At 71.7% G+C, this 22843-nt stretch carries 21 protein-coding genes and 1 tRNA gene; 8 read left to right on the top strand and 14 right to left on the bottom strand.

What is annotated here, in order from left to right; translation table 11 throughout:
- Nucleotides 1–195: 195 nt before the first annotated feature.
- Both Q5694_RS12690 and Q5694_RS12695 read left to right on the top strand, forming a co-directional pair.
- Complete coding sequence (locus Q5694_RS12690) at nucleotides 196–384, top strand: helix-turn-helix transcriptional regulator (RefSeq protein WP_333932900.1); 189 nt, start codon at nucleotides 196–198, stop codon at nucleotides 382–384.
- Nucleotides 385–443: 59 nt separating this feature from the next.
- A complete protein-coding gene (locus Q5694_RS12695) occupies nucleotides 444–1856 on the top strand; it encodes a tyrosine-type recombinase/integrase (protein ID WP_333932901.1) in 1413 nt (470 codons plus the stop codon).
- A gap of 134 nt (nucleotides 1857–1990) precedes the next feature.
- Here the strand turns inward: Q5694_RS12695 and Q5694_RS12700 are convergent.
- Nucleotides 1991–2072: transfer RNA gene (locus tag Q5694_RS12700), tRNA-Tyr, on the bottom strand.
- A 221-nt stretch (nucleotides 2073–2293) separates the two neighbouring features.
- Between Q5694_RS12700 and Q5694_RS12705 the strand changes: the two genes are divergently transcribed.
- Nucleotides 2294–2782: a YajQ family cyclic di-GMP-binding protein gene (locus tag Q5694_RS12705; RefSeq protein WP_333932902.1), complete on the top strand. Its 489-nt coding sequence runs from the start codon at nucleotides 2294–2296 to the stop codon at nucleotides 2780–2782.
- Nucleotides 2783–2921: 139 nt separating this feature from the next.
- On the opposite strand, the gene Q5694_RS12710 is transcribed toward Q5694_RS12705, so the two are convergent.
- On the bottom strand, nucleotides 2922–3188 hold the full coding sequence (locus Q5694_RS12710) for a GlsB/YeaQ/YmgE family stress response membrane protein (RefSeq protein ID WP_333932903.1): 267 nt from the start codon (nucleotides 3186–3188) through the stop codon (nucleotides 2922–2924).
- A gap of 193 nt (nucleotides 3189–3381) precedes the next feature.
- On the opposite strand from Q5694_RS12710, the gene Q5694_RS12715 reads away from it, so the two are divergent.
- Nucleotides 3382–4650 carry an APC family permease gene (locus tag Q5694_RS12715; protein ID WP_333932905.1) on the top strand — a complete coding sequence of 423 codons (1269 nt, stop codon included), beginning with the start codon at nucleotides 3382–3384 and terminating at the stop codon, nucleotides 4648–4650.
- A 420-nt stretch (nucleotides 4651–5070) separates the two neighbouring features.
- Here the strand turns inward: Q5694_RS12715 and Q5694_RS12720 are convergent, their stop codons facing one another.
- The 12 genes from Q5694_RS12720 to Q5694_RS12775 form a co-directional block, all read right to left on the bottom strand.
- Complete coding sequence (locus Q5694_RS12720; RefSeq protein WP_333932906.1) at nucleotides 5071–5463, bottom strand: YccF domain-containing protein; 393 nt, start codon at nucleotides 5461–5463, stop codon at nucleotides 5071–5073.
- Nucleotides 5460–6323, bottom strand: coding sequence for a zinc metalloprotease HtpX (htpX, locus tag Q5694_RS12725; protein ID WP_333932907.1), 864 nt, complete (start codon nucleotides 6321–6323; stop codon nucleotides 5460–5462). Before htpX ends, Q5694_RS12720 begins: the two co-directional genes overlap by 4 nt.
- Nucleotides 6324–6572: 249 nt before the next feature.
- The gene (locus tag Q5694_RS12730) at nucleotides 6573–8096 is read right to left on the bottom strand and encodes an NADH-quinone oxidoreductase subunit N (protein WP_333932908.1); all 1524 of its coding nucleotides are present in this window, start codon (nucleotides 8094–8096) and stop codon (nucleotides 6573–6575) included.
- Nucleotides 8093–9667: an NADH-quinone oxidoreductase subunit M gene (locus Q5694_RS12735; protein WP_333932909.1), complete on the bottom strand. Its 1575-nt coding sequence runs from the start codon at nucleotides 9665–9667 to the stop codon at nucleotides 8093–8095. The genes Q5694_RS12730 and Q5694_RS12735 overlap by 4 nt, the downstream gene beginning before the upstream one ends.
- Before the next feature lie 6 nt (nucleotides 9668–9673).
- On the bottom strand, nucleotides 9674–11668 hold the full coding sequence (locus Q5694_RS12740; RefSeq protein WP_333932910.1) for an NADH-quinone oxidoreductase subunit 5 family protein: 1995 nt from the start codon (nucleotides 11666–11668) through the stop codon (nucleotides 9674–9676).
- A complete protein-coding gene (nuoK, locus tag Q5694_RS12745; RefSeq protein ID WP_333932911.1) occupies nucleotides 11665–12072 on the bottom strand; it encodes an NADH-quinone oxidoreductase subunit NuoK in 408 nt (135 codons plus the stop codon). The genes Q5694_RS12740 and nuoK overlap by 4 nt, the downstream gene beginning before the upstream one ends.
- Nucleotides 12072–12860, bottom strand: a complete 789-nt coding sequence (locus tag Q5694_RS12750) for an NADH-quinone oxidoreductase subunit J family protein (RefSeq protein WP_333932952.1) — start codon at nucleotides 12858–12860, stop codon at nucleotides 12072–12074. The genes nuoK and Q5694_RS12750 overlap by 1 nt, the downstream gene beginning before the upstream one ends.
- A 26-nt stretch (nucleotides 12861–12886) precedes the next feature.
- Entirely contained in the window at nucleotides 12887–13579 is a 693-nt protein-coding gene (locus Q5694_RS12755) for a NuoI/complex I 23 kDa subunit family protein (protein WP_333932912.1), read from the bottom strand.
- A gap of 2 nt (nucleotides 13580–13581) precedes the next feature.
- On the bottom strand, nucleotides 13582–14550 hold the full coding sequence (locus tag Q5694_RS12760) for a complex I subunit 1/NuoH family protein (protein WP_333932914.1): 969 nt from the start codon (nucleotides 14548–14550) through the stop codon (nucleotides 13582–13584).
- A complete protein-coding gene (locus Q5694_RS12765; protein WP_333932915.1) occupies nucleotides 14547–16061 on the bottom strand; it encodes an NADH-quinone oxidoreductase subunit C in 1515 nt (504 codons plus the stop codon). The genes Q5694_RS12760 and Q5694_RS12765 overlap by 4 nt, the downstream gene beginning before the upstream one ends.
- Nucleotides 16058–16843: an NADH-quinone oxidoreductase subunit B gene (locus Q5694_RS12770; protein ID WP_333932916.1), complete on the bottom strand. Its 786-nt coding sequence runs from the start codon at nucleotides 16841–16843 to the stop codon at nucleotides 16058–16060. The genes Q5694_RS12765 and Q5694_RS12770 overlap by 4 nt, the downstream gene beginning before the upstream one ends.
- On the bottom strand, nucleotides 16834–17241 hold the full coding sequence (locus tag Q5694_RS12775; RefSeq protein ID WP_010041427.1) for an NADH-quinone oxidoreductase subunit A: 408 nt from the start codon (nucleotides 17239–17241) through the stop codon (nucleotides 16834–16836). The genes Q5694_RS12770 and Q5694_RS12775 overlap by 10 nt, the downstream gene beginning before the upstream one ends.
- Nucleotides 17242–17494: 253 nt before the next feature.
- On the opposite strand from Q5694_RS12775, the gene Q5694_RS12780 reads away from it, so the two are divergent.
- The 4 genes from Q5694_RS12780 to Q5694_RS12795 form a co-directional block, all read left to right on the top strand.
- A complete protein-coding gene (locus Q5694_RS12780; RefSeq protein ID WP_333932917.1) occupies nucleotides 17495–18721 on the top strand; it encodes a sensor histidine kinase in 1227 nt (408 codons plus the stop codon).
- Between the two features lie 284 nt (nucleotides 18722–19005).
- Nucleotides 19006–20367, top strand: coding sequence for a sensor histidine kinase (locus Q5694_RS12785; protein WP_333932918.1), 1362 nt, complete (start codon nucleotides 19006–19008; stop codon nucleotides 20365–20367).
- Nucleotides 20368–20739: 372 nt separating this feature from the next.
- Entirely contained in the window at nucleotides 20740–21411 is a 672-nt protein-coding gene (locus Q5694_RS12790) for a response regulator transcription factor (RefSeq protein WP_333932920.1), read from the top strand.
- Between the two features lie 215 nt (nucleotides 21412–21626).
- A partial coding sequence (locus tag Q5694_RS12795) for a 2-oxoacid:acceptor oxidoreductase family protein (RefSeq protein ID WP_333932921.1) occupies nucleotides 21627–22843 on the top strand: 1217 nt, incomplete at its 3' end.

The raw sequence follows: 22843 nt of genomic DNA on the forward strand, positions 1-22843 counted from the left end.
TCACCTGCGTCACCTGCGTCACCCGATGACGCAGACCACCCGCGCCGGTGACACACCCCCAAATCCCTACGTCACCTGAAACCGCTGGTCACGGGTGCGAATGACGCAGATGACGCGGTGACGCAGAAATCCGCACCTCGGACAGACGCGGTCCCGAGAAGACCAACACGACCTCGACCGTTGAGGAGCCATCGAATGGCCAGCACCAAGATGCTCAAGCTCCCCGAAGTCCTTGAAGAGATCGGCATGAGCCGCGCCGCCTTCTACCGTATGCGCGCTCGCGGCCAAGCTCCCAAGCTCCGCAAGCTCCCCAACGGCCAGGTCCGTATAAGTCGCGCCGACCTGGACGCGTGGTGGGAGAGCTGCACCGAGCACGCCGCCTGATCCGCACCGCCCATCGGGCCCGCCCTTCGAGGGCGGGCCCTTCCGCTGCCTGGAGAGCAATGCCCTTCACGTACGACGTTCGCGTCTACAGCATCGAAACTCGCCGCGACCGCCCGAAGCCCTATCGCGTCCGCTGGCTTGTCGGCCCCCAGAAGCACTCCAAGAGCTATACCGTCAAAGCGCAGGCGGACGGCCGCCGGTCGGAGCTGATGACCGCTCTCCGCAAGGGCGAGCAGTTCGACGTGGAGACGGGACTGCCCGCCTCCGAACTCCGCGCCCTGCACGGCTCCGTGACCTGGTACGAGCACACCCGGGCGTACGTCGATAGCAGGTGGGACCGCCTCCCTGCAAAGTCCCGCCGTAACGACGCCGACGCCCTCGCCACCATCACACCCGCACTAGTGAAGACCACAGCTGGTCGGCCGGCGCCCCGAGTCCTGCGTAGGGCGCTGTACAGCTGGGCATACAACAAGATCCGTTGGGGCCAAGAGCCTCCCGCCGAAGTGGCCGACGCTCTTCGCTGGGTGGAAAAGAACTCCGTGGCCATCTCAGCGCTCGAAGACCCTGCGACGCTCCGCACGGCGCTGGACGCCCTGTCAACGCTACTCGACGGCTCCCCCGCCGCGGGACGTACTGCCCGCCGTAAGCGAGCTTGCCTGAGCGACGTTCTCGGGCTCGCGGTCGAACGACGGTACTTCACGGTCCCCGTGAATCCCCTGACCACGGTCAAGTGGACGGCCCCGAAGTCCACCGAGGAAGTTGACCCGGCGAGCGTCGCCAACCCACGCCAAGTGCGGCAACTGCTCGAAGCGGTACGCGCTCAGGGCGAGCGCGGCGCGCACCTCGAAGCCTTCTTCGGGTGCCTCTACTACGCAGCCACGCGTCCCGCCGAAGCCGTGGGTCTGAAGGCGTCGCAGTGCCACTTGCCCAAGCGCGGGTGGGGCCACCTCACACTTCGCGGCGGCATCGTCCATGCCGGCCACGACTGGACGGACGACGACCGGGCCCACCAAGAGCGCCACCTCAAGGCCCGAGCGATCCGGGACTCACGGGTGGTGCCGATCCCGCCGAACTTCGTCGCGATGCTTCGGTGGCACATCGAGCGATACGGCGCAGCCCCGGATGGCCGTCTGTTCCGCACCAGCCGCGGCGGTGTGATTCAGGACACGGGATATGGCGAGGTTTGGGCCGAAGCCCGGAGCGCCGCCCTCTCCCCCTCCGAGGTGGCGTCGCCGCTCGCCCGCCGACCATACGACCTGCGGTGCGCCGGGGTCTCCTTCTGGCTCTTCTCCGGTGTCGACCCCATGGAGGTGGCGCGCAGGGCCGGGCACTCGGTGGCCGTGCTCCTGCGGGTCTACGCGAAGGTTCTGGCGCAGGCCCAGGACCGAGCGAACCGCCAGATTGAGGCTGGCCTGCGGGAATGGCACGGAGATGGCGCCTCCCCCGGGGGACGCCTGGGGGACACACGCTGATCAGGGCCGGGCCGCACCTGAGACCAGGTGAGACAAGCCTCGCTTTTCGACCATCGTTCGAATCAACGTGTTCGAATACGAAGAGACCCCCTCCGATCTGCGTTTCTGCAGTTCAGAGGGGGTATCCTCAAGTGTGGCGGCGCCAGGATTCGAACCTGGGAAGGCTGAGCCGGCAGATTTACAGTCTGCTCCCTTTGGCCGCTCGGGCACACCGCCGGGGTTCGCTGCCCTTCGAGCCGCTTTCCGCGGCGCTCCGTGGCAACGACGTAAACAATACCCGATGCGGAGGGGTGCTTCGCCACCCGATTGATCTGCGCTCGGAGCGCGGGGGGTGGCTAGGCTTGTCCGGATGCGGCCCCGGACCCGGACGGGTCCTGCCGCTCCCCCCACACACGCCGTACGCACGACACGCACCCCGATACAAGGAGCCACAGGACATGGCCGACTCCAGTTTCGACATCGTCTCGAAGGTCGAGCGGCAGGAGGTCGACAACGCACTCAACCAGGCCGCCAAGGAGATCTCGCAGCGCTACGACTTCAAGGGCGTGGGTGCCTCGATCTCGTGGTCCGGCGAGAAGATCCTCATGGAGGCGAACTCCGAGGACCGGGTGAAGGCCATCCTCGACGTCTTCCAGTCCAAGCTGATCAAGCGGGGCATCTCGCTGAAGGCCCTGGACGCGGGCGAGCCCCAGCTCTCCGGTAAGGAGTACAAGATCTTCGCGTCGATCAAGGAGGGCATCTCCCAGGAGAACGCGAAGAAGGTCGCGAAGACGATCCGTGACGAAGGCCCCAAGGGCGTGAAGGCGCAGGTGCAGGGCGAGGAGCTGCGGGTCAGCTCCAAGAGCCGTGACGACCTGCAGGCCGTCATCAGCCTGCTGAAGGGCAAGGACTTCGACTTCGCGATGCAGTTCGTGAACTACCGGTAGGTCTTCCGCTTTCCGGCTCGCCCGTCGTCCGTCCGGCCGGGTGGACATGAGCAAGGGTGGGCGCCTGTCGGGCGCCCACCCTTCTTGTCGTGCTCGACCGGGATCATCCCGCCGGTCCGGCTCGGTGGTCGCGCGCCGGTCAGTCCCGTGAGTGGCCGAACAGAGGACGGTAGGCGATGAGCAGTACCAGCGATCCGCCGATCGCCGCGGCCCAGGTCGCGCCGTCGTAGAAGTCCTTGGTGATCGGGTGGTCCATCCAGCGGGCCGATATCCAGCCACCGGTGAACGCGCCCGCTATGCCGATCAGGGTGGTGCCGATGAGACCGCCGGGGTCGCGGCCCGGCAGCAGGAACTTCGCGATGGCTCCGGCCAACAGCCCCAGGATGATCCAGCTGATGATGGTCATGCCGTGAACCTGCCCTTTCACGCTGTGCCCCTGCCGCCCCGGACCTGCGCTTCCGCTGCGGGCGGGCCGAGGTCGCGGGTGGTACCGGGGGCTTCCTGCGTGCGTCGTCCTCGGCGCGCGCGTTCATGCCGTCTTGGTGGGGAGGACGCCGGTGGGACATCCACCGGTTGCGTCGATCAGTAGGGTGCGACGCGTGACAGCCTCCGGTTCAGAACTGCGCCGCACCCTCGGTGTGGGCGACGCCGTGGTGGTCGGACTCGGTTCGATGGTCGGTGCGGGGATCTTCGCCGCCCTCGCGCCGGCGGCCCATGCGGCCGGATCGGGGCTGCTCCTCGGGCTCGCCGTGGCCGCGGTCGTCGCCTACTGCAACGCCATGTCGTCGGCTCGCCTCGCCGCCCTGTACCCGGCCTCCGGTGGCACGTACGTGTACGGACGCGAGCGGCTCGGGGACTTCTGGGGATACCTCGCGGGCTGGTCCTTCGTGGTCGGGAAGACGGCCTCCTGTGCGGCCATGGCGCTCACCGTGGGTGCGTACGTCTGGCCGGGGCAGGCGCACGCGGTGGCCGTGGCCGCCGTGGTGGCGCTGACCGCGGTGAACTACGGCGGTGTGCAGAAGTCCGCGTGGCTCACGCGGGTGATCGTGGCGGTGGTCCTGGCTGTCCTCGCCTTCGTGGTGGTCGTGTGTCTGGCGTCGGGTGAGTCCCATGCCGGGCGGCTGGACATCGGGGCGTCGGGCGGGGCTGACGGCGTGCTGCAGGCGGCCGGACTGCTGTTCTTCGCGTTCGCGGGGTACGCCCGGATCGCGACCCTGGGTGAGGAGGTCCGCGACCCGGCACGGACCATCCCACGGGCGATTCCGCTGGCCTTGGGGATCGCGCTGGTCGTGTACGTCTGTGTGGCGGTGGCCGTCCTTTCGGTGCTGGGGTCCGGTGGGCTGGGGAGCGCGACGGCGCCGCTGGCGGACGCGGTGCGGGCCGCCGGGGTGCCCGGGCTCGCGCCCGCGGTGCGGGCCGGGGCCGCCGTGGCCGCGCTGGGTTCGCTGCTCGCACTGATCCTGGGGGTGTCCAGGACGACGCTGGCGATGGCCAGGGACCGGCATCTGCCGGGTGGGCTGGCCGCGGTGCATCCTCGATTCCGGGTGCCGCACCGGGCGGAGTTGGCGGTGGGCACGGTGGTCGCCGTCCTGGCCGCCACGGTGGACGTCCGGGGAGCGATCGGGTTCTCCTCCTTCGGTGTGCTGGCGTACTACGCCGTGGCCAACGCGTCGGCGTGGACGCTCGATTCGTCGCCGGTGGCGCGGCTGGTGCCGGTGGTCGGGCTGGTCGGGTGCGTGGTGCTGGCGTTCGCGCTGCCGGGGGTTTCCGTGGCCGTGGGCGCCGGGGTGCTGGCGGTGGGGGCCGTCGCGTACGGGGCACGTCGGCGATGGGGCAGCGGCTCCGCGACCGGGGCCGGGGACGCGTGAGGCGGCAACGGGCTCGGCGCCGACGGGCCGGGGTGCTTCGCGGGCGGTGGCGTCGACGGTGGCGCGTCGGCGGGTGAGCGGGGCCGGGCGGCTATATGAGGCGTGAGTCCGCCAGTTGGGCGGGCGGCTGTGCGCCGGCCCGTACTGGTCCCGGCTCGGATGCAGGTGATCCTGCTGGTCCCGGCTCGGGTGCAGGCGGTCTTGCGGGGATCGGCTCGGGTGCAGGTGGCCTGGTGCGTCTTCCGTCGATGGGGGGACGTGAAGTCGTGTCTCGCAGGCGCATGTCGGGGATCGTTGTGGTCACTCGGCTCGGCAACTGCTCGATCGCGGTCATGGGTTCATCATGCAGACCGGTGACGACGGGCGTGTGAGCCTGTGGACAACCCTCCGCCTGTGGAAAAGCAGGCCGTCGCTCGGGCGTCAGCGCACCGCGAACGGCTCGTGTGTCCGCACGATGTCGCGGCCCAGCGGCAGCAGCGAGACCGGGATGAGCTTGAAGTTGGCGACGCCGAGCGGGATGCCGATGATCGTGACGCACAGCGCGATGCCGGTGACGATGTGGCCCAGGGCGAGCCACCAGCCCGCGAGCACGAGCCACAGGACGTTGCCCACGCAGGAGGGTGCGCCCGCGTCATGGCGCTCGACGGTCGTGTACCCGAAGGGCCACAGGGCGTAGACGCCGATGCGGAACGCCGCCACGCCGAACGGGATGCCGATGATGGTGATGCACAGGAGCAGGCCCGCCGCCATGTAGGCGAGGAACAGCCAGAAGCCGCTCAGGACGAGCCATATGACGTTGAGTACGGTCCTCACTGGTTCCCACCTGCCATCTTTTCGAGCCGGGCGATGCGATCCGCCATCGGCGGGTGTGTGGAGAACATCTTGGAAAGGCCCTGGCCGGGGCGGAACGGGTTCGCGATCATCATGTGACTGGCGGTCTCGATGCGGGGCTCGGGCGGCAGCGGGAGCTGCTTGGTGCCCACTTCGAGTTTGCGCAGGGCGCTGGCCAGGGCGAGCGGGTCGCCGGTGAGCTGGGCGCCCGAGGCGTCCGCCTGGTACTCCCGGGAGCGGCTGATGGCCAGTTGGATGACGGAGGCGGCGAGCGGGCCCAGCAGCATGATCAGCAGCATGCCGAGCAGGCCCGGGCCGTCGTCGTCGTCGGAGCGTCCGACGGGGATGAGCCAGGCGAAGTTGACCAGGAACATGATGACGGAGGCGAGGGCGCCGGCGACCGACGAGATGAGGATGTCGCGGTTGTAGACGTGGCTCAGCTCGTGGCCGATGACGCCGCGCAGCTCCCGCTCGTCCAGCAGGCGCAGGATGCCGTCGGTGCAGCACACGGCGGCGTTGCGCGGGTTGCGGCCCGTGGCGAAGGCGTTGGGCGCCTCCGTCGGGGAGATGTACAGGCGCGGCATGGGCTGGCGGGCCTGGGTGGACAGCTCCCGGACCATGCGGTAGAGCTGCGGCGCCTCGAACTCGCTCACCGGGCGGGCACGCATCGCGCGCAGGGCCAGCTTGTCGCTGTTCCAGAACGCGTACGCGTTGGTGGCCAGCGCTACCAGGACGGCGATGACGAGCCCCATGCGGCCGAAGAAGCTGCCGATGACGATGATGAGTGCGGACAGTCCCCCCAGGAGGACTGCTGTCCTGAGCCCGTTGTGCCGGCGGTGCACGGTACGCCCTCCAAGTCGTGCGGCAGGGGAACCCTTGCTTGCGTCTTCGCGGTGCCACCGGTGCCGTGGTGTCACGTCCAGTGGACCCTCCCGTACTGGTCAACGCCAGGCGGGAGGCACTAGTTCCCTTGTGCGCGCGGGGCCGGCCGTGAGCCGTACGGGTGACGTTCGCGAATCCCGCCACGCACGCGTGCGGGGCCGGGTTCCCGCACGCGCGTGGTGAAGGCGTGATCCGGGCGACGGCCCGGCTCAGAAGAGGCCGGTGTCGGTGAAGCGCAGGACCAGCTGCGGGGCGCCGGACAGGACGATGCCGAGTACTCCGGTGACGGCGATCGCGGCGGTGAGCGGGGCGGGCACGCGCTGCTTCTCGGGCTCGCCCTCGGGGGCGCGGAACAACAGGGCCGTCCACTGCAGGTAGTAGAACAGCGCGATGACGACGTTGACGGCCATGACCACGGCCAGCCAGCCGAGGCCGGCGTCGACGGCCGCGGAGAAGACGGTGACCTTGGCGAAGAGGCCGATGATGCCCGGGGGAAGTCCCGCCAGACAGAGCAGGAAGAACGCCAGGAGCAGCGCGGACAGCGGGCTGGTCGCGTACAGGCCGCGGTAGTCGGCGACCCGGTTGAGCGGCTCGGTACGGCCGACGAGTGCGGCGACGGCGAAGGCGCCCAGGTTCACGGCGCCGTACATCAGCGCGTAGGCGACGGTGGAGCCGATCGACTTCTCGGCGTCCCCGGAGTACGCGGCGGCCGCGATCGGCACCAGGAGGTAGCCGGCCTGGCCCACGGAGGACCAGGCGAGCAGGCGTACCGCGCTGTACGCGCGCGTGGTCTGCTGGCGCAGCGCCCCGACGTTGCCCGCGGTCATGGTGAGCGCTGCCAGGACGGCCAGGGCGGGGCCCCAGACGTCGGCGTACGACGGGAGGGCGACGACCGTGACCAGGATCAGGCCGGTGAAGCCGACCGCCTTGCCGATGACGGACAGGTAGGCGGCGATGGGCAGGGGCGCGCCGACGTAGGTGTCGGGGACCCAGAAGTGGAAGGGGACGGCGGCCGTCTTGAAGGCGAAACCGATCAGGGTGAGGACGACACCGGTCTGGGCGAGCGTGTCGAGCCGGCCGTCGACGTCCTGGATGCGCTCGGCGATCCGGGTGAGGTGGAGGGTGCCCGTCGAGGCGTACAGGAAGCTGACGCCCATGAGGCTGACCGCGGTGGCGGTCACCGAGGACAGGAAGAACTTCAGGGCCGCTTCGGAGGACCTGCGGTTGCCGTACTTGAGGCCGACCAGGGCGAAGGCGGGCAGGGAGGCGACCTCCAGCGCGACGATGAGGGTCGCGAGGTCGCGGGAGGCGGGCAGGAGCGCGGCACCGGCCGCGGAGGACAGCAGCAGGAACCAGTACTCCCCCTCGGGCAGGTCCTTGCGGGCGTCCTTCAGCGCGGTGACCGACAGCAGGGCGGCGAGGAGGGCGCCGCCGAGGACGAGCAACTGGATGACGAGGGTGAAGCGGTCGGCCGTGTAGCTGCAGACGGTGGCGTCGCCGTTCAGGCAGAACGTGCTGCGGTCGCCGTCCAGGAGGGGCAGCAGCAACGCCGTGGCGGCGGCGAGCCCCCCGACCGACGTCCAGCCGAGGATCGCCTTGCGGTGCTGGGGGACGAACAGGTCGGCGACCAGCACGACGAGTCCGACGACCGCCGCGAGGGTGGGCGGTGCGACGGCGAGCCAGTCGACGGACTGGACCAGCGAGGCTGCCAGGGACTGGGCCGGGGAGCTCATCGGGTGCCTCCTGCGAGGAGCTGCTGGACGGCCGGGTCGCTCAGGCCGAGCAGGGCCTTGGGCCACAGGCCCGCGACGACGGTGAGGACGACGAGCGGGGTCCAGGCCGCGAACTCGTACGAGCGGACGTCGGTGAGGCGGGGTGCGTCCTGGGACGGGGCGCCCATGCAGACGCGCCGGACCACGGTCAGCAGGTACGCGGCCGTCAGCAGCGTGCCGAACGCGCCGATCGCCATGAAGGTGAGGAAGGCGGGGCGGCTGAGGCCCTCGGCGGGCTGGAACGCGCCGAACAGGGCCAGCATCTCGCCCCAGAAGCCGGCCAGGCCCGGCAGGCCGAGGGAGGCGACCGCCGCGAAGGCGAGCAGGCCGCCGAGGCGCGGGGCCTTGCCGTAGAGGGCGGCGCCGGTCTCCTCGGCGAGCGTGTCGAGGTCGGTGGTGCCGGTGCGGTCCTTCAGGGCGCCGACCAGGAAGAAGAGCAGGCCGGTGATCAGGCCGTGGGCGATGTTGGCGAAGAGGGCGCCGTTCACACCGGTCGGGGTCATGGTGGCGATGCCGAGCAGGACGAATCCCATGTGGCCGACGGAGGAGTAGGCGATGAGGCGTTTCAGGTCGCCCTTCGCGCCCCGCTTGGCGAGGGCCAGGCAGGCCAGGGAGCCGTAGATGATGCCGACGACGGCCAGGGCGGCGAGGTACGGCGCGAAGGTGCGGAAACCGTCGGGGGCGATGGGAAGCAGGATTCGGACGAATCCGTACGTACCCATCTTCAGCAGGACACCGGCCAGCAGGACCGAGCCGACGGTCGGGGCGGCGGTGTGGGCGTCCGGCAGCCAGCTGTGCAGGGGCCACATCGGCGTCTTCACCGCGAGCCCGATCCCGATCGCCAGAACGGCGATGACCTGCACGGATGCGGTCAGCGACCGGCCGTTGTCAGTGGCGAGTGCCACCATGTCGAACGTGCCCGCCTTGATTCCGATCAGGAGCAGGCCGAGCAGCATGACCACGGAACCGAGCAGCGTGTAGAGGATGAACCGCCACGCGGCCTGGCTCCGGCCCTCTCCGCCCCAGCGGGCGATGAGGAAGTACATCGGGATGAGCACCATCTCGAAGGCGAGGAAGAACAGCAGCAGGTCGAGGACGGCGAAGGTCGCCAGCGTGCCGGACTCGAGGACGAGCAGCAGGGCGACGAAGGCCTTCGGGGCCGGACCCGCCGGCATCTTGAAGTACGAGTAGAGCGCGCAGAGGAAGGTCAGCAGCGCGGTCAGGACCAGGAGGGGGAGGGAGATGCCGTCGACGCCGAGGTGGATGCGCACGTCGAGCGCGGGGATCCAGCTGATGTCGGTGCTGGCCTGCATCTTCGAGGGCTGGTCGTGGTCGAAGCCGAGCGCGAGGACGATCACCGCGAGGAGGACGGCACCGGTGACGGTCATCCCGTGCCGGAGCACCGCCTGCTCGGGTGACTTCCCCTTCAGTCCGGGCGGGGCGGGCAGGAGAGCCGCGACGGCGCCGAGGAGCGGGCCGACGACGACGAACGCCAGAAGGAACTGCATCACGGACTCGCTGATATCGATCACGCCTGCTCACGCTCCCGTGGCGACGAGGACGGCGGCGACCGCGAGGACGACGGTGCCGGCGAGCAGCGCGCTCACATAGGTCTGGATGTTGCCGGTCTGGGCGCGCCGCACGGCGGCGCCCAGCCAGCGGGGCAGCGCACCCGCACCGCGCACGTAGGTCTCGACGACCTCCCGGTCGAGGAACCGGACGAGGCTCGCTCCGGCCCGGACCGGGCGGACGAAGAGGGCCGCGTACACGGTGTCCAGGTGGAAGCCGGCGGCCGCGTGCCGGTGCAGGGGGCCGAGCAGGAGCCGCCCCGGGTCGGCGGGGTCGGGTGCCTGGGCGATGTCGCCGTAGGCCGGCTCGTGGCTGGCGATGGCCTCGGCCTCGACCCGGGCGGCGTCGCCCTCGGGGTGGGCCGCGACGGCGCCCAGCGGGACGCGGGCCGCGCGTGCGGTGGTGTGGCGCCAGGCGGCGTAGGTGACGATGCCGCCGGCCAGGGCGACGCCCGTGCCGAGCACGGAGGTGGTCAGGGTCGGGCCCAGGTCGCGGCCGTCGAACCAGTCGGGCAGCAGGCGGAACGCGAAGCCGCCGAGGGCCAGGGACGGCACGGCCAGCACCCACAGCACGACGGTCATCGTCAGCGGCTGCCTGCCGTGGTCGGGGGCCTCCTCGCCCCGGCCCCGGAAGGCCAGCAGCCACAGGCGGGTGGCGTAGGCGGCGGTGAGCACGGCCGTGAGCAGACCGGCGACGAGGACGATCCAGCCGGCCGCGGCGGGGGCGTGCTCGGTGTGCCCGGTGACGACGTGCTCGGCGACGCCTAGGACGGCCTCCTTGGAGAAGAAGCCGCTGAACGGCGGGATCGCGGCGAGCGCGAGCAGCGCCACGGTCATCGTCCAGTAGGCGTCGGGGACGCGGTCGCGCAGGTTGCCCATGCGGGACATGGTGGCCAGCGAGTTGGTGCCGGCGGCATGGATGATCACGCCGGCCGCGAGGAACAGCAGCGCCTTGAAGGCACCGTGGGACAGGAGGTGGAAGACGGCGGCACCGCGGTCGCCGACGGCGAGGGCGCCGGTCATGTAGCCGAGCTGCCCGATCGTCGAGTAGGCGAGGACGCGCTTGATGTCGTCCTGGGCGAGCGCGGCGAGCGCCGAGCCGGCCATCGTGACGGCGGCCATGACGGCCATGACGACCATCGCGGCCTGCGAGGCCTCGAAGACCGGGAGGAGACGGGCGACGAAGTAGACACCGGCGGCGACCATCGTCGCGGCGTGGATCAGCGCGGAGACGGGAGTCGGGCCCGCCATCGCGTCGGGGAGCCAGGTGTGCAGCGGGAACTGCGCCGACTTGCCCGCCACGCCCGCCAGGAGCAGCAGGGCGATCACCGTCGGGTGGTCCAGTCCGCCGCTCGCGACGGTGGCGAGGATCCGGGTGGTGCGCAAGGACCCAGCGTCGGTGGCCAGGGCGAACAGGCCGATCAGGAAGGGGACGTCGCCGAGCTTGGTGACCAGGAAGGCCTTGAGGGAGGCGGCGCGGGCTTCCGGGGTCTCCCAGTAGTGGCCCACCAGGAAGTAGGAGCAGATGCCCATGACCTCCCAGCCGACCAGCAGCACCATCAGATCGCCGGAGTAGACGACCAGCAGCATCGCGGAGGTGAACAGGGAGACGAGGCCGGCGTAGGAGGGGTAGCGCGGGTCGTCGCGCAGGTAGCCCGTCGAGTAGATCTGCACGCAGGAGGCGACCAGGCCGACCAGGACGGCGACGAGGGCGGCGAAGCCGTCGATGTGCAGGGCCAGCTCGATCGGCACGGAGCCGGTCGGGGTCAGCTCGGTGGCCGAGTCGACGGCGGCGCCACCGCCCTGGCGCCCGGCGACCAGCGCGGCGAGCACCAGGGAGGCGAGGGTCGGCAGGACGGCGAGCGGGCGGGCGAAGCCGGGGGCCGTGCGGCCCAGGAGCAGGCCGGCGACGGCTCCGAGGAACGGCAGGAGGGGGACGAGGACGGCGAGGGTGGTCGTGGTCACGCGGTGGCCTCAGCCTTCTGGGCCTCGTCGGTCGGGCCGGAGGTGTGAGTGTCGTCGCCGGGTCCGTCCGGACCGTCGGTGCCGTGCCGTTCGGCGGTGTCGCGGAGCTTGTCGATGTCCGCGGTGCCGCGGTTGCGGTGGACGGCGAGGACGATCGCCAGTCCGATGCCGATCTCGGCGGCGGCGATGGCGATGGTGAACAGGGTCAGGGCCTGGCCGGAGTGCAGGGTCTCCTCGGCGGTCCTGCTGAGCCAGACGTCGAAGGCGACCAGGTTCAGGTTGACGGCGTTGAGCATCAGCTCGACCGACATCAGGACCAGGATCGCGTTGCGGCGGGCGAGGACGCCGTACAGGCCCGTGCAGAAGAGGAGGGCGGAGAGCACGGCGGGATAGGCGAGGTGCATCAGCGGGTCCCTTCCGTGCCGCGCCGGGGGGAGCGCCCGGTGTCCGACGAGGGTGGGTCGGCTTCGGTCGCTGCCTCGGCCCGGGTCGCCTTGCCGGCTTCGGTCGCTGCCTCGGCCCGGGTCGCCTTGCCGGCTTCGGTCGCTGCCTCGGCCGGTGTGGCGGCTCCGGTCCGGGTGACGGCTCCGGCCGTGGTGGTCGCTCCGGCCGTGGTGGTCGCTCCGGCCTTGGTGGCCGCGTCGGCCTTGGACTTGCGGGAGAGGACGATCGCCCCGACCAGGGCCGCGAGGAGGAGGACGGAGAGGGCCTCGAAGGGGAGGACCCAGTGCTGGAAGAGGACGGCGCCGGTGACCTCGGTGGAGCCGGCGGCGGGGCCGTCCAGGTCGATCCAGGTCGTGCGGAAGGCGTCGACGACGACCCAGACCAGGGCGGCGGCCGCGGCGACGGCGACGGCGAGGGCGGCCCAGCGGTTGCCGGAGTCGGCGTCCGGTGAGCGGCCGATGGGTGCCCTGGTGAGCATCAGGCCGAACAGGAGGAGGACGACGACGGAACCGACGTAGATGAGGACCTGCACCCAGGCGATGAACTCGGCGGTGAGCAGGAGGTACTCGACGGCCAGGCCGCCGAGGGCGACCACGAGCCACAGGGCGGCGTGCACGAGTTGCCGGGTGGTGACGGTGACGAGGGCGGCGCCGAAGGTGACGAGACCGACCAGGAGGAAGGCGATCTCGACCCCGGTCGGCGACAGGAAACCGCGGGTGTCGGCGGCGGCGGTCGCGGAGTGCGCCAGGAGCTGGGCGGCGTGCGCGGAGACGGTCACGCGGTGCCCCCCTGCCCCGGACCGGGCCGGTCGGAGTCCGGCCCATGCTGGTCGGAGTCCGGCCCGGGCTGGTCCACCTGCTGCTTGGACTCGCCGTGGGCGCGGGTGGGCTGCTCGGCGGCGCGGGCCTGCTCGTCGGCGTGCGGTTCGGTGACGGGCGGGGTCTGTTGGGCGGCGAGCTTGTCGGCGGCCTTGCGGGCGGCGGCGAGTTCCTTGGGCTCCTCGGCGCCGGGGTCGAGGGCGGGCGGGGCCGGCACGGTCCACATCCACTCGCGGAGCTTGTCGCGCTCGTGGGTGAGATCACGGATGTCGGTCTCGGCGTACTCGAACTCCGGAGACCAGAACAGGGCGTCGAACGGACACACCTCGATGCAGATACCGCAGTACATGCACAGGGCGAAGTCGATGGCGAAGCGGTCGAGGACGTTGCGGCTGCGTTCGCGGCCCCCGGGGGCCGCGGGCGGGATCGTCTCCTTGTGGGAGTCGATGTAGATGCACCAGTCGGGGCACTCGCGGGCGCAGAGCATGCAGACCGTGCAGTTCTCCTCGAACAGGCCGATCACACCGCGGGAGCGGGGCGGGAGCTCGGGCTGGACGTCCGGGTACTGCGCGGTGACGGACTTCTTCGTCATCGTGCGGAGGGTGACGGCCAGGCCCTTGGCCAGGCCACTTCCTGGGATGGGGGCCATGGTTACTGGATCACCACCTTGACGATGCCGGTGAGGGCGATCTGGGCGAGGGCGAGGGGGACGAGCAGGGTCCAGGAGAGCTTCTGGAGCTGGTCCTCGCGCAGGCGCGGGTAGGTGACCCGCAGCCAGATGACGAGGAAGGCGAGGACGGCCGTCTTCAGCAGGGTCCAGACCCAGCCGAGGCCGTCGGCGCCCCAGGGGCCGTGCCAGCCGCCCAGGAACAGCACGGTGGTCAGACCGCACAGGACGACGATTCCGGCGTACTCGGCGAGGAGGAAGAGGGCGAAACGGAGGCCGGTGTACTCGGTGTACGCACCGAAGATGATCTCCGAGTCGGCGACGGGCATGTCGAAGGGCGGGCGCTGGAGTTCGGCGAGCCCGGCCACGAAGAAGACGATCGCGCCGACGATCTGCCAGGGCAGCCACCACCACTCGAAGGCGTCGAGGATGCCGGGGAGGGAGACGGTGCCGGCCGCCATCGCCACCGACGCGGCGGTCAGCAGCATGGGCAGTTCGTAGGCGAGGAGCTGGGCGGCGGTGCGCAGGCCGCCGAGGAGGGAGAACTTGTTCGCGGACGCCCAGCCGGCCATGAGCGAACCGAGGACGCCCACGCCCATGACGGCCAGGACGAAGAAGACACCCGCGTCGACGACCTGGCCGACGGCTCCCTCGTCCGGGCCGACGGGGATGGCGAGCAGGACGAGGAGGTAGGGCAGGAGGGCGACGGCGGGGGCCAGTTGGAAGATGCGGCGGTCGGCGCCCGCGGGGACGACGTCCTCCTTCTGCGCGAACTTCACGCCGTCGGCGATCAGCTGGGCCCAGCCGTGGAAGCCGCCGGCGTACATGGGGCCGACGCGGCCCTGCATGTGGGCCATCACCTTGTGTTCGGTCTGGCCGATGATCAGGGGGAAGGTGAGGAAGACGACGAAGACGATCAGGAGTCGCAGGATGACGTCCAGCACGTCGTTCACCGCGGGCCTCCTGCGGAATCGGGGGAATCGGGGGAATCGGGGCGGCGCTCGGGGGCGGGGTCGGATCCGGAGCCGACGTCGGACTCAGGCTCGCGGGCGCTGGGGGTGCCGTGGGCGGCGGGCGGATCTGCGGGCTGCTCACCCTCGCGCGAGTTCGCCTCGTCGGCACCGTCCGCGTCGTCACGTGGCTCGCTGGTCTCCGCCGCGTCCGTCGACGGCTGTGCGGTAGCCCCTGAGGGGTCCGCCGGCCCGGGTTCCGGTTCGTCGAAGGCCGGGCGGGCGTGGTGCCAGGGGGCGTCCGCGCTGCGAGGGGTGCGGGTGGGGCCGGCGGCCGGGGTGACGGTGGTGTTGTCGGCCCCGGACGCGGTCGGCTCGGTGGAGCGCTGGCCGGCGCTGCCCTCCGACGCGCTGCGCGAACGGCGGGGTCCGGCGGAGGAGCCCGGCCGGGTGCGCTGCGACGCCGAGCCTTCGCTCGCGCTGCGGGCCCGGCGGGGGCCCGTCGACGCGGCGGGGTTTCCGGCTGCGGCCGCACCGGAGGGGCCCTCGCCCGCGGAGGTGGCCGGCTCGGCAGCACCATGACCGGCGCCGGCGGCACCAGAGCCGGCAGCGGCATCGGTGGCATCGGCATCAGCGGCACCAGCCCCGCCGAGAGCACCGCCTGCGCCCGCAGCACCGCCTGCGCCGGCAGCCCGGGCAGTGGCCTCCGTCGCAGCGCTGGAATCGGTCGCCTCGGCGGTGTCGTCGGCGCCCGTGACTTCCGGCCCGGCGGCAGCCGGGTCGGCCGCAGCCGCAGGGTTCCCCGTTGCCGTCGCCTGGCTCGCCGAGCCCTCCGATGCCGACCGGGTGCGCCGGACCGGGCGTTCGCCGGCGGCGCGGGGTGTGCGGGCAGGGCGTTCGCCCGCGGCACGGGCGCCCCGGGCCGGGCGGGCCGGGGCCGGGGGGAGCTGGCCCTTGAGGGGACCCCATTCGTTCGGGTCGGGCACGCCGGGCGGGAGCATCTGACGGCGCTTGGGGCCACCGTGCTCGGACTCGCCGGGTTCCTTCGCGCCGGGCCAGGCCTTGGCGACGCGGGCGGCCAGGACGAAGTCCTTGCGCAGGGGGTGGCCCTCGAAGTTCTCGGGCAGCAGGAGGTGGTCGAGCGCCGGGTGGCCCTCGAAGGTGACGCCGAACATCTCGTGCGTCTCGCGCTCGTGCCAGGCGGCGCCGGCGTAGACACCGATCGCCGAGGGCAGGGTGGGCGCCTCGTGCGGGACCGTCGTACGCAGCAGGAGCCGGCGGACGGGGGACAGCGCGGCGACGTGGGCCGCGACGCGGAAGCCGGCGCCCGGCTCGTCGACGGCGCTCAGCCAGTCGAAGTAGGTGCAGCCCAGCCGGTCGCGGGCGGTCTCCAGGGCGGAGATCCAGGCGGCCGGGGGCACGTCGACCGTGAGGACCTCGTAGGACTCCTCGGCCGTGGCGTCCGGGCCGAAGAGTTCGCCGGTGTCGGCGGGCAGCCAACCGACCGCGGTCATCGGCCCTCCCCGGACGTCGCGTCACCCTCGGCACCCCGGGCGGCGGACGGATCGGCGGCCGGGGCCGGGCCACCACCCGGCGCCGACCCGCCGCCCGAAGACGATCCGGCGCCCGAAGACGATCCGGCCTCCGAAGCCGGCCCGGTCCCCGCGGCCGCACCGGGATCCGCGGACGCACCGGGATCCGCAGGCGCACCGGCATCCGCATCCGGCGGCCGGATCAAGCCGCTCTGGAGGGACGCTGCCGAGGGACGGGGCGGGGTGTCGCCGTACCGGTCCCCCAGCGACTCCCGGGCGATCTTCTCCTGGAGCTTGAGGATGCCCTGGAGGAGCGCCTCGGGCCGGGGCGGGCAGCCGGGGACGTAGACGTCGACGGGGATGATCTGGTCGACGCCCTTGGTGACGGCGTACGAATCCCAGTACGGGCCGCCGCAGTTGCTGCACGCGCCGAAGGAGATGACGTACTTGGGCTCGGGCATCTGCTCGTAGAGGCGCTTCACGGCCGGGGCCATCTTGTCCGTGACCGTGCCGGAGACGACCATCAGGTCCGCCTGGCGAGGGCCCGGCGCGAAGGGGATGACGCCGAGGCGGATGAAGTCGTGGCGGGCCATCGACGCGGCGATGAACTCGATCGCGCAGCAGGCGAGTCCGAAGTTGAACACCCAGAGCGAGTAGCGGCGGCCCCAGTTGAGGATCACCTTCATCGGCTCGGGCGCGAGACGCGCGAGGGTGCCGAGCCGCCGGGGCTCGGGCAGCAGTACGGGCTCGGGGGTCACGTCCATGCCAGGACGCCCTTCTTGTATGCGTAGAGCAGGCCCACGGCCAGGAAGCCGAGGAAGATGAACATCTCCACCAGGGTCGTCGCGCCGTAACCGGGGGCGGCGAAGACGGTCGCCCAGGGGAACAGGAAGATCGAGTCGACGGCGAAGATGACGTAGAGGAACGCGTAGACGTAGTAGCGGACCTGGGTGTGGGCCCAGCCCTCGCCGACGGGGTCGACGCCGCACTCGTACGTCAGGAGTTTCTCGGGGGTCGGGACCACGGGCCGCAGCAGGCGGCCGGCCCCGAAGGCGACGGCGACGAACAGCACGCCCACCACGGCGAGCAGTCCCACGACCGAGTAGGACTGGAAGTAGTCCGCCGCGACGACGGTCGTGGTGACGACGGTCGGTTCCGGCACGTCCGTCCCTCGCTCCCTGAAGCTCGCACTGGTTCCTGTGACGATCCCGCGGTACCCCGGCGGGGGCCGGAAACACGGACGCCGTCGTTCGGCGATCTGTACGCACGGGAGTCTAGGCCCTGATAAGGGCAGGGTAAGCAGCCCGTCACCGCCGGGAACACGGGGGTGGGGTTTCGGGGGTGGGGTTTTCCTCAGGGGAACCTGGCGGCGCACCTCATGGCGCGGCCGTCCGCCGCCGGGCACGCTTACGCACATGACCGAACGCTTCCCGTCCCCCGGCGCGAAGGCGGCCGCGGGGGCAGCCGGGCAGGAGGGCCACCCGCCGCCGCCCCGCTTCGCCTACGACCGGCACACCTGGAAGGAGATCGCGCATCTCCTGGCGAACCTCCCGGTGTCGCTGCTCGGTTTCACCTACGTCGTGACGGTGCTGTTCACGGGATTCGGACTGACCGCCACGGTGGTCGGGTTCCCGCTGCTGGCGGCCGGGTTGATCGGGGCGCGGCAACTGGGCCGGCTGGAGCGGGCGAGGGCCAGGGCGCTGCTCGGGGTGCGGGTGGAGGAGCCGAGTCGGCTGCGGTTGCGCGGCGGGGGCGGTTTCTTCCAGCGGCTGTGGATGCAGCTGAAGGACCCGGTGGGCTGGCGGACGGTGCTCTACGAGTTCATCCGGTTGCCGTGGGGGGTGCTCACCTTCGCCGTGACGACGGCCTCGCTGTTCGTGCTGTGGCCGGTGCTGCCGTTCATCGCGCGCGGGCTGGCCAACGCCGACCGGGCGATGGTGCGGGCGCTGCTGTCTCCCTCCGACGAACTGGAGCGGCGCATCGCCGAACTGGAGTCGGACCGGGGGGTCGTGGTGGACACGGCGGCGGCCGACCTGCGGCGCATCGAGCGGGACCTGCACGACGGGGCGCAGGCCCGGCTGGTCAACCTGGCCATGGGGCTGGGCCTGGCCAAGGAGAAGGTGCTGGAGGACCCCGACGCGGCGGCGGCGATGGTCGAGGAGGCGCACGGCGAGGTGAAGCTGGCGCTGCAGGAACTGCGGGACCTGGCCCGGGGCATCCACCCGGCGGTCCTCACCGACCGCGGCCTGGACGCGGCCCTGTCGTCGGTCGCGTCCCGCTGCACGGTCCCCGTGAAGGTCACGGTCGACCTGCCCGCGCGTCCGGCCGCGGCCATCGAGGGCATCGCCTACTTCACCGTCTCGGAGCTGCTGCAGAACGTCAGCAAGCACAGCCGGGCGAGGTCGGCCTCGGTCGACGTGTGGCGGACGGACGACCGGCTGCTGATCCAGGTGTGGGACGACGGCCGCGGCGGCGCGAGCGTCGACGGCGGTACGGGGATGAAGGGTCTGGCGGACCGGCTGAACGCGGTCGACGGACTGTTCGTCCTGGAGTCGCCCGAGGGCGGTCCCACGACGGTCACGGCGGAGCTGCCCTGGCGGGAGCGGGACACCGCAGCGGCCGGAACGGCCCCCTCCGGCTAGGTGTATCGGTCGTCCCCGCCAGGCCCCCGCCAGGCCCCCGCCGGCTCCTGACCGGCGGGGGCCTCGCGCATGCCGCGCCCTTCGCTCGAAGCCCCTCGGGGCCGCGGCCCGGGCGGACTCGCGTGTGCCACGCGCCGGCCCGGCCCGGCCCCGCCTCGTCCCGCCCCGAGGTGGGGAAAACCCCCCGTCCAAGACGCCGACGGCCTTCATGGTCCGCGGGGGCGGGGAGGAGGAGGGTGGAGGTACGAGGGAACAGCCGCAGGACGAGGAGAAGGACGGCGCCGATGGCCACGGGATACGGACAGGGGTACGGGCTCGACGGTGAGCCCGGGTTCCGCGGGAGCACCGAGCGGCGGCACCGGCTGCCGGCGGTACTGCGGGCGCCGGTCGAGGGCCGCACCTGGCGCGAGCTGGGCTACGTGCTGCTGAGCCTGCCGATCAGCGTGCTGCTGTTCACCTACGCGGTCACGATGGTCTCGCTGGGCGCGGGCCTGCTGGTGACGTTCCTCGGCATCCCGGTGCTGGCGGCGGCGCTCGCCGGCTGCCGGGGCATCGGCACGGTGGAACGGGCCCGGGCGCGGGCGCTGCTGGGCCTGGACGTGGCCGAGCCGGAGCCGCTGCGGGTGCGCAAGCACGGCGCCATGGCCTGGATGGGGGCCGTCCTGAAGAGCGGCACCTCCTGGCGGGCCCTGCTGTACTCGGTGCTCCAGCTGCCCTGGGCGATCTTCTCCTTCGTCGTCGCCGTGAACGTGTGGGTGCTGGGCTGGGGGCTGCTGACGTACCCGCTGTGGTTCTGGGTGTTCCCCATGTACGCCGACCAGGACGGGATCCAGCTGTACGGCGACGAGACGCACCGGGTGTACCTCGACAACCCGTTCGAGATCACGGTGACCGCGCTGGTGGGGCTGCTGTTCACGATCGCCACGCCCTGGATCGTGCGGGCGCTGACGATGGTGGACCGGCTGATGGTGCACGGGCTGCTCGGGCCGTCGCGACTGGTCTCGCGGGTGGTGGAACTGGAGTCGGACCGCGGGGTCGTGGTCGACACGGCGGCGGCCGACCTGCGGCGCATCGAGCGGGACCTGCACGACGGGGCGCAGGCCCGGCTGGTGGCGCTGGCGATGGACCTGGGGCTGGCGAAGGAGAAGCTCCAGGAGGATCCGGAGGCGGCCGCGCAGATGGTGGACGAGGCGCACGGCGAGGTGAAGACCGCGCTGCAGGAGCTGCGGGACCTGGCCCGGGGCATCCACCCGGCGGTGCTGACCGACCGCGGCCTGGACGCGGCGCTGTCGGCGGTGGCGTCGCGCTGCACGGTGCCGGTGCAGGTCGAGGTGGACCTGGCGGAGCGGCCGGCGCCGGCGATCGAGGGCATCGCGTACTTCACGGTGTCGGAGCTGCTGCAGAACGTCAGCAAACACGCGCGGGCGACCTGGGCGGGCGTGGAGGTCTGGCGCACGGAGAACCGGCTGATGCTGCAGGTCGTGGACAACGGCGTGGGCGGGGTGGACGTGTCCGCCGGGTCGGGTCTTGCGGGCCTGGCCGAACGGCTGGACGCCGTCGACGGCATCCTGGTCGTGGACTCCCCGGCGGGTGGCCCGACCCGGGTGACGGCGGAACTGCCGTGGCGGGGCGCGCGGATCCGGTGACACTCCGGATGCGTGCCGGTGGAACGCGGAGCACCCGCCCCCGTCCACTGACGAGCGGAGCACGCGCCCCCGCCCACTGACGAGCGGAGCACGCGGCCCCGTCGCCGACCAGCAGGATCCGGCAGCGCCTGTCGCTCTCCAGCACAGTGAGCGGCAGGCGCCCCGGCGTCCGGCCGGCGGACATCCCGCGCAGGATCTCCCTCCCCCCGGTCCGGCGAGAAGTCGGCCCTCCGCGGCAATCCGCCGGGCGAGATGCACGTCCCGTGTCCCATCCGGGCGCCGGTCCTGAAATGCTGGACCTGTCGCACGGGTGGGCGCGGGGCCGTCGGGGTCCGCGGACGGGCGGCGTCGGGCCATGGGGGGCCGAACATCGTGGAGGACAGGGTGCGGGTGGTCATCGCCGAGGATTCAGTGCTGCTCAGGGAGGGCCTGACCCGGTTGCTGACCGACCGCGGGCACGAGGTCGTCGCGGGCGTCGGGGACGGTGACGCGCTGGTCAAGACGATCACCGAGCTGGACGCCCAGGGCGAGCTGCCGGACGTGGTCGTGGCCGACGTGCGGATGCCGCCGACGCACACCGACGAGGGAGTGCGGGCGGCGGTGCAGCTGCGCAAGGCCCATCCTGGCCTGGGCGTGCTCGTGCTGTCGCAGTACGTGGAGGAGCGGTACGCCACGGAGCTGCTCGCGGGCTCCAGCCGGGGCGTCGGCTACCTGCTGAAGGACCGGGTGGCCGAGGTACGGGAGTTCGTCGACGCCGTGGTGCGGGTGGCCGGGGGCGGTACGGCGCTGGACCCGGAGGTGGTCGCCCAGCTGCTGGGCCGCAGCCGCAAGCAGGACGTGCTGGCGGGGCTGACCCCGCGGGAGCGCGAGGTGCTGGGGCTGATGGCCGAGGGGCGCACGAACTCGGCGATCGCCCGGCAGCTCGTGGTCAGCGACGGGGCCGTGGAGAAGCACGTCAGCAACATCTTCCTGAAGCTGGGCCTGTCGCCGAGCGAGGGGGACCACCGCCGGGTGCTGGCCGTGCTGACGTACCTCAACTCCTGACCGACCGGCGGACCGAACCGGAGACCGCGGGCGGGCGTCTCCAGCAGTGGCACCACCTGCGGAAACCGGGACGAGCCGGGACGCAAGATCGTCTCAAAGTCGTGTCCAACATGCGAATGACCCGAAGAACGCGACCCGCGCGGTCGTAGGGTTGATCCGGGGAGGCCTGCGGGAAGGCCTGTCCGGGACAGCCGCCTCGAGGGAGGTCCAGTTCAGTGACCAGCCAGGTCAGTAGCCCAGCGGAGCAGGCCGACGAAGCAGTCGCGGAAGAGCAGCGCAGAGCGGTCGGGGCGAAGGACGTCCGTCGTCTCGACCGGGTGATCATCAGGTTCGCGGGTGACTCGGGTGACGGTATGCAGCTCACCGGTGACCGTTTCACCTCGGAGACGGCGTCGTTCGGCAACGACCTGTCGACGCTGCCGAACTTCCCGGCCGAGATCCGGGCGCCCGCCGGGACCCTGCCGGGTGTGTCGTCGTTCCAGCTGCACTTCGCCGACCACGACATCCTGACCCCGGGTGATGCGCCGAACGTGCTGGTGGCGATGAACCCGGCCGCGTTGAGGGCGAACATCGGCGACCTGCCGCGCGGTGCGGAAGTGATCGTCAACACCGACGAGTTCACCCGGCGGGCGATGCAGAAGGTGGGCTATGCGACGTCGCCGCTGGAGGACGGCTCGCTGGACGGCTACAGCGTGCACCCGGTGCCGCTGACGACGCTGACGGTCCAGGCGCTGAAGGACTTCGACCTGAGCCGCAAGGAGGCCGAGCGCAGCAAGAACATGTTCGCGCTGGGGCTGCTGAGCTGGATGTATCACCGGCCCACCGAGGGCACGGAGAGGTTCCTGCGCACGAAGTTCGCCAGGAAGCCGGACATCGCGGCGGCGAACATCGCGGCCTTCCGGGCGGGCTGGAACTTCGGTGAGACGACGGAGGACTTCGCGGTCTCCTACGAGGTGGCTCCGGCGGCGGCGGCGTTCCCGCCGGGGGTGTACCGCAACATCTCCGGCAATCTGGCGTTGTCCTACGGGCTGATCGCGGCGTCGCGGCAGGCGGATCTGCCGCTGTATCTGGGTTCGTACCCGATCACCCCGGCCTCGGACATCCTGCACGAGCTGAGCCGGCACAAGAACTTCGGGGTGCGTACCTTCCAGGCGGAGGACGAGATCGCGGGGATCGGTGCGGCGCTGGGTGCGGCGTTCGGTGGTTCGCTGGCGGTGACGACCACCTCCGGCCCGGGGGTGGCGCTGAAGTCGGAGACGATCGGGCTGGCGGTCTCCTTGGAGCTGCCGTTGCTGATCGTGGACATCCAGCGTGGTGGTCCCTCCACGGGTCTGCCGACCAAGACGGAGCAGGCGGATCTGCTGCAGGCGATGTTCGGGCGCAACGGTGAGGCGCCGGTGCCGGTCCTGGCGCCGTGTACGCCGGCGGACTG

Origin of the sequence: Streptomyces sp. AHA2 (assembly GCF_036857595.1) — a bacterium.
GTDB lineage: Bacteria > Actinomycetota > Actinomycetes > Streptomycetales > Streptomycetaceae > Streptomyces.

Coding starts and splice junctions, on each gene's coding strand:
- Q5694_RS12770 (WP_333932916.1), bottom strand. CDS start 16,843: ATGGACGTGACCCCCGAGCCCGTACTGCTGCCCGAGCCCCGGCGGCTC.
- nuoK (WP_333932911.1), bottom strand. CDS start 12,072: ATGCACCTCGCCTATCCCGCCGTGCTCTCCGCCCTCCTCTTCTGCACG.
- Q5694_RS12695 (WP_333932901.1), top strand. CDS start 444: ATGCCCTTCACGTACGACGTTCGCGTCTACAGCATCGAAACTCGCCGC.
- Q5694_RS12785 (WP_333932918.1), top strand. CDS start 19,006: ATGGCCACGGGATACGGACAGGGGTACGGGCTCGACGGTGAGCCCGGG.
- Q5694_RS12765 (WP_333932915.1), bottom strand. CDS start 16,061: ATGACCGCGGTCGGTTGGCTGCCCGCCGACACCGGCGAACTCTTCGGC.
- Q5694_RS12690 (WP_333932900.1), top strand. CDS start 196: ATGGCCAGCACCAAGATGCTCAAGCTCCCCGAAGTCCTTGAAGAGATC.
- Q5694_RS12710 (WP_333932903.1), bottom strand. CDS start 3,188: ATGACCATCATCAGCTGGATCATCCTGGGGCTGTTGGCCGGAGCCATC.
- Q5694_RS12705 (WP_333932902.1), top strand. CDS start 2,294: ATGGCCGACTCCAGTTTCGACATCGTCTCGAAGGTCGAGCGGCAGGAG.
- Q5694_RS12755 (WP_333932912.1), bottom strand. CDS start 13,579: ATGGCCCCCATCCCAGGAAGTGGCCTGGCCAAGGGCCTGGCCGTCACC.
- Q5694_RS12730 (WP_333932908.1), bottom strand. CDS start 8,096: ATGAGCTCCCCGGCCCAGTCCCTGGCAGCCTCGCTGGTCCAGTCCGTC.
- Q5694_RS12780 (WP_333932917.1), top strand. CDS start 17,495: ATGACCGAACGCTTCCCGTCCCCCGGCGCGAAGGCGGCCGCGGGGGCA.